The organism is Pseudomonas sp. SBT1-2 (genome assembly GCF_028640875.1).
GTDB classification, from domain to species: Bacteria; Pseudomonadota; Gammaproteobacteria; order Pseudomonadales; family Pseudomonadaceae; genus Aquipseudomonas; species Aquipseudomonas chlororaphis_I.
The window spans coordinates 60888-71345 of record NZ_JAQZAA010000051.1 but is presented as its reverse complement, the minus strand read 5'-3'; the positions used below and the strand labels follow the sequence as shown (position 1 = coordinate 71345).

Sequence of the window (10458 nt, the reverse complement as noted above, 5' to 3'; positions counted from 1 at the left end):
CGGCTGACCACCTGGATCGAGATGATCGAGTCGCCACCCAGTTCGAAGAAGTTGTCGGTCACGCCGACCTGTTCCAGCTTCAGCACATCGGCCCAGATGGCGGCGATCTGCTGTTCCAGCTCGTTTTGCGGCGCGACATAGGTCTGCTGCATCAGCTGTGCATCGACCTTCGGCAGCGACTTGCGGTCCAGCTTGCCATTCGGCGTCAGCGGCAGCGCTTCGAGGAACAGCAGGTAGGTCGGCACCATGTAGTCCGGCAGGTTTTCCCGCAGGCGGGCCTTGATGCTTTCCCGCAGCTGCGCCTGGCATTCGTTGCTCGAAGTAACCTGCGCGTCCACCGGCACGATGTAGCCCACCAGTTGCTGGCCGCTCGGGCCTGGCTGGGCGATCACCGCCACTTCCAGTACCGGCTCCTGTTCCAGCAAGCGCGCTTCGATTTCGCCCAGTTCGATACGGAAACCCCGCACCTTCACTTGATGGTCGACACGCCCCACATACTCCACCAAACCGTCGGTGCGATAACGAGTCAGGTCGCCGCTGCGGTACAAGCGCGCACCGCTGATGCTGTAAGGGTCGGGAATAAAACGCTCGGCCGTCAGCCCCGGCCGATCCAGGTAGCCCCGGGCCACGCCCAGGCCGCCCAGGTACAGCTCGCCCGCCACGCCCACCGGCAGCAGGTTGAGGTTGGCATCGGCGACGTAGGCGCTGCGGTTGCCGACGATATTGCCGATCGGTGCATAAGCCGCGTCGCACGGATCGCCGGCCTTGGCCTTCCAGATCAGCGGGGTGACCACGGTTTCGGTCGGGCCGTAGCCGTTGAAAATGTACTTCGGCCGCAGCACGCGCCAGGCCAAGTCATAACTGGCCTGCGGCACCGCGTCACCGCCGAAGCAATAGACCCGCACCGCCGGCGGGTTGCCGTCGCGTTCGGCGTGCACCGCCAGCTGTTGCAGGTACACCGGCGGGAACACGCCCACGGTGACGCCGTAGCGGTGCATCTGCTCGTAGGTGTATTCCGGCGACCACAGGCTGTCATCGCGGATCAGCACGCTGGCACCGTAGATCAGCGGGTGCATCCAGCCCTCATGGGAACCGTCGAAAGCGAAGGACATAAAGTGCAGCTCGCAATCGGCCGGGCTCATTTCATAACGCTCGCCGGTGGCCAGGCTGTGCATCGCCAGCGGGCCATGGGACACCGCCACACCCTTGGGCAGGCCGGTGGAGCCGGAGGTGTAGATCACGTAGGCGAGGTTTTCCTCGGCCAGGGTCACCTCCGGGCTGGTCATCGGGTAAGCCGCAAAGTCAGCCGCGCCTTCGACGCTGAGGGTCGGCAAACCATCGGGAATCGGCAGGCGATCCAGCAGATGGCTCTGGGTCAGCAGCAACCAGGCACCACTGTCCTGCATCATGTAGCGCAGGCGGTCCTGGGGATATTCGATATCCAGCGGCACATAAACCCCACCGGCCTTGAGCACGGCCAGGAAGGCCACCATGATCTCCGCGCAACGCGGCATGGCAATGGCCACCCGGACTTCCGGACCGACTCCCAGCTCGATCAGCTTGTGCGCCAGCTGGTTAGCCTGAATGTCCAGTTCACGGTAGCTCAGGCGCTGCTCGGCGAAGAACACCGCCGGCGCCTCCGGCGCCCTGGCTGCCTGATCGGCGAACAGCTGGTGGACGAAACGGTGGGTGGGATAGACCACCTGGGTGTGATCCCAATCCTGGCGAATCCGCCCCTGCTCCTCCCGGCCCAGCATCGCCAGCTCGCCAATCGCCTGTTGCGGTTCGAGCATGCCTTGCAGCAGGTTGCGCCAGTGATCGGCGAAACCCTCGACGGTCGACACCTCGAACAACTCACCGGCATAGATGAACGATGCGTTGATCCCGGCGTCGGTTTCCAGGGTTTCCAGGGTCAGGTCGAATTGCGCGGTACCGCCCTGCAGGACCATTTCCTCGGCGTGCAGGCCCGGCAGGCTGGCGCCGTCAGCGCTTTCCCCGGCAATGCTCAGGTGGTTGTACATCACCTGGAACAGCGGGTTCTGATCCAGCGCGCGCTGCGGCTTGAGCGCATCCACCAGGCGGTCGAACGGCAGGTCCTGATGGGCCTGGGCGGCCAGGGCCGTGGCCTTGACCTGACGCAGCAACTGCCCCACCGCCAGGCTCGGCGCCAGCTCGACGCGCATCACCAGGGTGTTGACGAAGAAGCCCATCACGCCTTCCATTTCCTGGTGGCGACGGTTGCTGACCGGCACGCCGATACGGATATCGGGCTGGTCGCAATAGCGGTGCAGCAACAGGGCGAACGAGCCGAGGAACAGCTGGAACAGGGTCATGTCGTGCTCGCGCGCCAGGCGCCGCAGGCCCTGCTCCAGGTCCACCGGCAGACGCAAACCCAGGCGCTCCTGGCGATGGCTCACCAGGGCCTGGCGCGGATGGTCCACCGGCAGTTCCAGCACCGGGTGCTCCAGCCCCAGTTGCTCGCGCCAGTAATCCAGTTGCCGCTGCTGCTCGCCCTGCTCGAGCCAGGCCCGGTGCCAGCTGGCGTAGTCGGCGTACTGCACGCTCAATTCATCGAACTGCGGGGCCTGCCCCTGGATGAACCCCCGGTAGAGGGCGACGAATTCCCGGGCCAGCACACTCATGGAGGCGCCATCGGAAATGATGTGGTGCAAGGTCACCACCAGCAGGCACTCCTGCTCGGCGATCTGCAGCACCCGGGCCCGGCACAGGGGGCCGTGCTCCAGGTCGAACAGCACCTGGGTTTCTTCCAGGGCCCTGGCCTCGACCGCCTCGCGGGACAGGCCCGGGGCCAGGCGCTCCCAGGCCAGGGGAATTTCACCCTGGGGGTGCACCACCTGGCACAGGCTGTCCTGGTGCTGGGTAAAGGTGGTGCGGAAAGCTTCATGGCGCAGCGCCAGGGCGTCGAAGCTGTGCTGCAACGCCTGCCGGTCCGGCACACCCTGGAGCCGGACCACGATCGGCGTGTGGTAGGCGGTGCTCTGCGGGTGCATCTGCCAGAACAGCCATTGCCGCTGCTGGGCATGGGAAGCCGGCAATGGCTCATCACGCCCTAGCGCCTCGATCAGCGACAGCGAACCGGCGCCGGCGCAGGCCTGCACCTGCTCGACGAACTCATCCAGGCGCGCGGTCTCGAACAGCACCCGCAGCGGCACCTCCGCCGCCAGCAACCGGCGGACCCGGGAAATGATCTGAGTGGCCAGCAGCGAATGCCCGCCCAGGGCGAAGAAATTATCGCTCAGGCCCACCCGCTCGACCTTGAGCACGTCCTGCCAGATCGCCGCGATCTGCTGTTGCAACTCGCTGACCGGCGCGACGTATGCGGCCACCGGTGCCTGCGGTTGCACCGGCGGCAAGGCGCGCAGGTCGAGCTTGCCGTTGGCGGTCAACGGCATGCCTTCCAGGGCCACGAAATGCATCGGCAGCATGTAGTCGGGCAGCGCCACCGCCAGCTGCCGGCGAATCTCCTGCCAGGCCGCTTCCGGCTCCTGAGCGCTGGCCTTGGCCAGCACCCCATAAGCCGCCACTTGCGGCTCGTCGGCCACGCTGACCACCTGCGCCACGGCGTCCTCGACCTGCGGCAACTGCTTGAGCGCCGCGGTGATTTCCCCCAGTTCGATGCGGTAGCCGCGAATCTTCACCTGATGGTCGATGCGCCCCAGGTAATCGATGACCCCACCATCGAGGTAGCGCGCCAGGTCACCGGTGCGGTACAGCCGCTGCCCGTCGGCACTGAAGGGGTCGGGAACAAAACGCTCGGCGGTCAATGCCGGCCGGCGGTGGTAACCCCGCGCCAGGCCGGCTCCGCCCAGGTACAGCTCGGCCGGGGTGCCGGGCGCCACGGGTTGCAGCGAGGCATCCAGCACCCGGGCGCGGACGTTGGCCAGCGGCTGGCCCAGGGGCACCACCGCCAGGGCCTGGTCCACGTCAGCGGCAGCCATGGTCAGGGCGCCGACCGTGGTTTCCGTCGGGCCGTAGTGGTTGAACACCGCGCACTGCGGCGCCAGGGCCCGAACCTTGCTGACCAGCGTCGCCGGGCAGGCTTCGCCACCCAGCACCAGGCACTGCCTTGGCAGGGCGCGGGCCGGCTCCGCGCCGCTCATCAGCGCCTGCAAATGCGAAGGGACGATCTTCAGCACATCGATTTGCCGGGAGTCCAGGTAGGCCGAAAAGGCCTCGGCATCCAGGCCGGTATCCAGGTCGATCACATGCAGGCAGCTGCCGGAGCACAGGGCGCCAAACAGCGTGGTATGCCCCAGGTCGGCGGCGATGGTCGAGACCACCGCCATGTTGCGCGCGGCCCCCAGCGGCAGGCGCGCCAGGATCGCCTGCACGTAGTTGGCCAGGGCCGCGTGGGTGATGGTGACGCCCTTGGCGGCCCCGGTGGAACCGGAGGTGTAGATCGAATAGGCCAGGTGCCCGGCCTCGACCCGTGGCAGCGACGCCTGCGAATCACTGGCCGGCGCCCAGCTGTCCGGCTGGTCGAGCAACAGCACGCTGACCCCGGCCGCCAGCGGCAGCCGCGCCTGCACCGCGGTCTCGCTCAGCAGCAGGGCAACGCCGCTGTCGTGCAGCATGTAGCTCAAGCGCTGCTCGGGGTACTGGGCATCCAGGGGCACGTAGGCGCCGCCGGCCTTGAGCACCGCCAGCAGGCCCACCACCATCTCCAGGGAGCGCTCCACGACGATGCCCACCAGCACCTCGGGGCCCACGCCACGCTGTACCAGGGCCGCGGCCAGGCGCGCGGCGCGCTGATCCAGCTGGCGATAACTCAGGCACTGCTCGCCGAACACCAGGGCCGGCGCCTCGGGCCGCACGCGCACCTGCTCGGCGAACAGCTCGAGCACCGAAACGGCGGCGAATGCCTCAGGCGTACCAATCCCTTGGGCCAGGGTGGCCTGGCGTTGCTCGGCGTCGAGCAGTGGCAGTTCGGCGATCGCCGACTGCGACTCACGCACCATCGCCCACAGCAGGTTCTGCCAGTGGCCGGCCATGCGCTCGACGGTCTGTTCCTCGAACAGCTGGCAGTCATAGGTGAAGGCGGCCTGCAGCAGGCCGCCGCGTTCGAAGGTGTCCAGGGTCAGGTCGAACTGCACCGTGCGCTCGTTGCGCGCCAGGGCCTGCACTTCGAGCCCGGAACGGCTGCGCAGGGTGGTCAGTTCGGTGACCTGCGGCTGGTGGTTGTAGAGCACCTGGAACAGCGGGCTGTGGCTCAGGCTGCGCTCGAGTTGCAGGGCCTCCACCAAGCGTTCGAAAGGCAGCTCCTGATGGGCCTGCGCCCCCAGGGTGGTCTCGCGGATATCGGCCAGCAGTTGCTCCACCGTCAAATGCGGGCTCAACTCGCTGCGCAGCACCTGGGTGTTGACGAAGAAGCCGATCAGCCCTTCGGCTTCCTGGCGCGTGCGGTTGGCGATCGGCACGCCGACGCGGATATCCTGCTGGCCGCTGTAGCGTGCCAGCAGCAGCTTGAAACCTGCCAGCAGCACGGCGAACAGGGTCACCCCCTGCTGTCGCGCCAGGGCACCCAGTTGCTGGGCCAAAGGTGGCGCCAGCTCGAAGTCCAGGCGCCGCCCCTGGCGGCTGGAACGGGCCTGGCGCGGATGGTCGGTGGGCAGACTGAGCACCGGGTGTTCGTCCCCGAGCTTGGCCCGCCAGTACGCCAGCTGCCGCTCCTGCTCCCCGGCTTCCAGCCAGCTGCGCTGCCACAGCGCGTAGTCGCGGTACTGGATCGGCAGGGCCGGCGCGCTCGGCACCTCGCCCTCGAGCAGGGCGTCGTAGGCTTGCAGGAACTCCTCGATCAGCACGCCCATGGACCAGCCGTCGGCGACGATGTGGTGCAGGGTCAGCAGCATGACGTGCTCCTGCTCCCCCAGCCCCAACACGCAGACCCGCAACAGCGGCCCCTGCTGCAGATCGAAGGGCCGGCGCGCCTCGGCGTCGGCCCGCTGCCGTACGCTGGCTTCGCGCTGCGCGGGGTCGAGGTCGCTCAGGTCCTGGTAATCGATGCTCACCTGGGTCGCCAGGACGACCTGCCGCGGCTCGTCCTGCTCCAGGCGGAACACCGTGCGCAGGCTTTCATGGCGCTCCAGCAGCCAGTCGAAGGCCCGGGCCAGCACCGCCCGATCCAGCGGCCCGCTCAGGCGTACCGCGTTGGGCAGGTTGTAGGCCGCGCTCTGCGGGTCCAGTTGCCAGAGAAACCACATGCGCTGCTGCGCGTAGGACAGCGCCTGGCGCTCAGGCACAGCGACCCCCGCGGGAATCGGCAGCAGAGAGAAGTCGACGCCTTCCTTGTCCAGAGCCTTCAAGAACAGCCGGCGCTTTTCCAGCGGCAGTTCAATGAATCTACGGGCGAGCTTCAAGGAGTCTTCGGCATTCATCGGGGGGGGCATCCGTACTTGCTTGTGGGGTATCGAGCATTGGCTCGGTCATCCCTACGGAACGGATGAAGGCCCGGGAAAATTAACCCCGCGCGCCACGCCAGCCACCCTCCCCCGGCGCCGCCCAGGAGCCGCCGACCAGCGGCGCCGACGCTAAATCGGACCCGCCGCCTTTCGTTCCTTGCTTATCCCCCCTTGCACAGGTATCCGCCCATGTCCTCCGCCCAATCGCTGACCGACATCCTCACCCAAGGCTTGCGCAAACTGACGGGCATCGACCGGCCCAGACCCAAGGGCTACCGGGTGATCAACGTCGAGCTCAAGCAACGCATCGTCCTCAGCCCGTCCCTGGTGCGCCTGGTGTTCGCCGGCGAGGAGATCGCCCAGGCCCGCGCCCTGGCCCCGGACCAGCGCATCAAGCTGTTGTTCCCCGGGGCCGACGGCAGCGTCCCGCAACTGCCGGTGGAAGGCGACTGGCACGCCGCCCGGCGCAAGCTGCCGGCCGAGCAGCAGCCACCGATGCGCACCTACACCATCCGCGCCCTGCGCCTGCAACCGGCGGAACTGGATGTGGACTTCGTGCTGCACGGAATCAACGGCCCCGCGTCCAGCTGGGCCACCCACGCCCGGCCCGGCGACCGCCTGCAGATGGTGGTGCCGAACAAGGCCTACAGCGGCGACCCCGGCGGTTATGAATGGATGCCGCCGGCGGGGATCCGCAAAGTGCTGCTGATGGGCGATGAAACCGCCCTGCCGGCCATTGCCGGGATTCTCGAGGAGCTGCAGGCCTATCCGGATTACCCGGACGTGCAGGCGTTTATCGAAGTGCCCCACGAAAGCGACTGCATCGACCTACGCTGCAACCCCCAGACCCGGCTCAACTGGCTGCCGCGGGACCTGTTGGGCGCCCAGCATGGCGAAACCCTGATCCATGCCGCCCGGGAGCTGGCCGAGCTGCCGCCGCCCAACACGGCACAGCGGCCGATCAAGCTGCGCGAGGGCGACGAGGAACAACGGCCCTGGGAGACCGCCACGCCGGCCGACAACAGCTTCTATGCCTGGGTGGCCGGCGAGTCCGCCACGGTGATGAGCATTCGCCGCCACCTGATCAACGAGCGTGGCCAGGAACGCCGCAACCTGACCCTGATGGGTTACTGGCGCCTGGGCACGTCGTTGGGCTGACAGATCTGCCTGGGCCTTGAGAACGCCACGGCCGTGCCGGCCGATCGCAGCCTGCGGCAGCGGCTACACCCACTCCTGTAGCCGCGTCCGAGCCCGCGAGGCTGCGATAAGGTCCGCAGGGCCTTGCTTGACGATCTTGCGATGGAGCCACCGAGAACGCCGCGGCCGTGCCGACCGATCGCAGCCTGCGGCAGCGGCTACACCCATTCCTGTAGCCGCTGCCGAGCCCGCGAGGCTGCGATAAGGCCCGCAGGGCCTTGCTTGACGATCTTGCGATGGAGCCACCGAGAACGCCGCGGCCGTGCCAACCGATCGCAGCCTGCGGCAGCGGCTACACCCACTCCTGTAGCCGCTGCCGAGCCCGCGAGGCTGCGATAAGGCCCGCAGGGCCTTGCTTGACGATCTTGCGATGGGCCACCGAGCGCCGCGGCCGTGCCGGCTATTCGCAGCCTGCGGCAGCGGCTACAGGGCGGTCGCCGCTTCGGGTTGCAGGTGACGCCGACGATGCACCTCAAGGTGGCCCTTGATCAGGCTCAGGACCTTGGCTTCGTGCTCGTGAATGAAGAAGTGCCCGCCCGCCAGCATGTCCACCGAGAAGCTGCCCTGGGTCTCCTTGCTCCAGCCAATCAGCTGTTCGGTGGTGGCCCGGTCGGCCTTGCCCCCCAAGACATGCACCGGGCAGTTCAGCAACGGGCGCTGCAGCGGGCGAAAACGGCCACACAGGAGAAAGTCGGCGCGCAGGATCGGCAGGGTCAGGCTCATCAATTCCTGGTTGGCCAGCACCTCTTCACTGGTGCCGTTGAGGGTGCGCAACTGTTCGATCAGCTGTTCGTCGGTCTTCGGGTCGGCAAAACCCCGGTCGTAGTCGGTGCGCAGGGTCGGCGCCGCAGTCCCCGAAGCGAACAGCGCCACCGGCTCCGGACAACCCAGGGCCCGCAGGGCGTGGGCCAGCTCGCAGGCCAGCAGCGCCCCCAGGCTATGGCCGAACAAGGCATAGGGCATGCGCAGATTGGCGCGGATTTCCACCGCCAGCTGCCGCGCCAGCTCGCGCATGTCGGTGTGCAGCGGCTCGGCATAACGGGCGCCACGCCCGGGCAGTTCCACCGGCGCAAGGTGCAACCATTGCGGCAGCTTGCGCCGCCAGCGGCTATAGACCATGGCGCTGGCTCCGGAATACGGCAGGCATAGCAGCGTCAGCTGGGTCACGGTGTTCCCCTTGAAAAAAATGATGGTAAAGACTGGACGTGCCACCTGAGCGGCAAATTAGTAGCCGCCACCGGCCTGACGCTGATCTGCAGGAGCAGCCGGTCGACGCTCGATTGCTCGCGATGAACGCGAGAGCGCCGCGTTTACCCGGTCAATATGCGTCATCGTTAACGACCATCGCGAGCAAGCTTCGCTCCTACAGTAGATCCCCTTCGCTTGACCGATCGGCATTGGGTCATCCGCCCCCATAAATTTCCCGGCACAGCCTTCGTTCCAGTCGCAGATCAAACCAACCAACAAGAGAGACCGCCGTGGACGTGCAGAGCATTCTGTGTCCACCTCGCTCTCGGTGAATTTCTGGGTCAACTCCGGGCGCGGCGGGTAAGGCTCAGGCAACCGCCGGCTGGCCGCGGGTCAGTCGGCGGCAACTCTGCACCGCCGCCCCCAGCACCACCACTGCCGCCGCCTGCGCCACCCAGAAGCCGCTGCGCGCGCCAAAGGCATCCACCAGCCAGCCGGAACTGGCGGCGCCGATGGCCACGCCGATGCTCACCCCGGTGACCAGCCAGGTCAGGCCCTCGGTGAGCTTGGCCGGTGGCACGATGTTCTCGACCAGGGCCATGGCGACGATCAGGGTCGGGGCGAAGAACAGGCCGGAGACGAATACCGCCAGGGACAGGCCGAGGATATTGCTCGCCAGCAGCAATGGCAGGGTGGTCACGGCGGTGGCGATGCCGCCGTACATGAACAGTCGCGGCAGCGGGGTATTCAGTTTCAGCGCACCGAAGGCGATACCCGCCAGGCAGGAACCGATGGCGTACACCGACAGCACGATGCTCGCCGCCGCGGGTTGCCCCTGCTGCTGGGCGAACGCCACGCTGACCACGTCCACCACGCCGACGATCATGCCCATGGCGATCATCAGCAGCACCAGCAACTGCAACTCCAGCGACCGGATGATCGACGCGTCGTGCCCGGCCTCATGGGGATGCACCGGTGGCTCGGTCGCCCGTTGCGCCACCAGCGCGGTGACGCCGATCGCCAGCAGCAACAGCGCCGCCAGCGGCCCGGCCTCGGGGAAGGCCGCCACGCACAGCCCCACCGACAACGGCGGGCCGACGATAAAGCACACCTCATCGAGCACCGATTCCAGGGCATAGGCGGTCTGCAACTGCGGCTGGCCGCGGTACAGCTCGGTCCAGCGGGCGCGGATCATCGCCGGTATGCTCGGCATGCAGCCGGCCAGGGCGGCGAACAGGAACAGCGTCCAGTGCGGCGCCTGCAACCGGGTGCACAGCAGCAACGCCAACAGCGCCCCGCCGCCCAGGCCGGCGGCGATCGGCAGCACCCGGCCCTGGCCGAAACGGTCGACCAGACGCGACACCTGGGGCGCGCAGAAGGCCGTGGCCAGGGCGAAGGTCGCCGCCACCGCACCGGCCAGCGCGTAACCGCCCTTGAGCTGGGCCAGCATGGTGATCAGGCCGATGCCGGTCATCGACATCGGCATCCGCGCAATCATCCCCGCCACCACGAAAGCGCGACTGCCGGGGGCCTTGAACAGTTCGCGGTAAGGGTTTGCCATCGTCATTACACCTTGTCTGAGGCTTGCCAGAAATGCACCGCAAGACAAAAATACATACGGCGCGTATGTGAGAAAGCATGAGAACATACGCGG

The 10458-nt window shown here is 67.3% G+C and carries 4 protein-coding genes; 1 reads left to right on the top strand and 3 read right to left on the bottom strand.

Annotated features, from left to right (window positions below; genetic code table 11):
- Positions 1-6395 (bottom strand): non-ribosomal peptide synthetase (locus tag PVZ78_RS06305; protein WP_273828394.1); only part of this gene is annotated, 6395 nt, incomplete at its 3' end.
- A gap of 213 nt (positions 6396-6608) precedes the next feature.
- Between PVZ78_RS06305 and PVZ78_RS06300 the strand changes: the two genes are divergently transcribed.
- Positions 6609-7577 carry a siderophore-interacting protein gene (locus PVZ78_RS06300; RefSeq protein ID WP_016702404.1) on the top strand — a complete coding sequence of 323 codons (969 nt, stop codon included), beginning with the start codon at positions 6609-6611 and terminating at the stop codon, positions 7575-7577.
- Between the two features lie 462 nt (positions 7578-8039).
- Here PVZ78_RS06300 and PVZ78_RS06295 read toward each other — a convergent pair whose 3' ends face one another.
- Together PVZ78_RS06295 and PVZ78_RS06290 are read right to left on the bottom strand one after the other, a co-directional pair.
- Positions 8040-8783, bottom strand: coding sequence for a thioesterase II family protein (locus PVZ78_RS06295; protein WP_028682997.1), 744 nt, complete (start codon positions 8781-8783; stop codon positions 8040-8042).
- A gap of 388 nt (positions 8784-9171) precedes the next feature.
- Positions 9172-10365: an MFS transporter gene (locus PVZ78_RS06290; RefSeq protein WP_053269575.1), complete on the bottom strand. Its 1194-nt coding sequence runs from the start codon at positions 10363-10365 to the stop codon at positions 9172-9174.
- Positions 10366-10458 lie beyond the last annotated feature (93 nt).

What these genes read in the sequence shown, in the direction of transcription:
- PVZ78_RS06300 (WP_016702404.1), top strand. Translation starts at nt 6,609, where the DNA reads ATGTCCTCCGCCCAATCGCTGACCGACATCCTCACCCAAGGCTTGCGC.
- PVZ78_RS06290 (WP_053269575.1), bottom strand. Translation starts at nt 10,365, where the DNA reads ATGGCAAACCCTTACCGCGAACTGTTCAAGGCCCCCGGCAGTCGCGCT.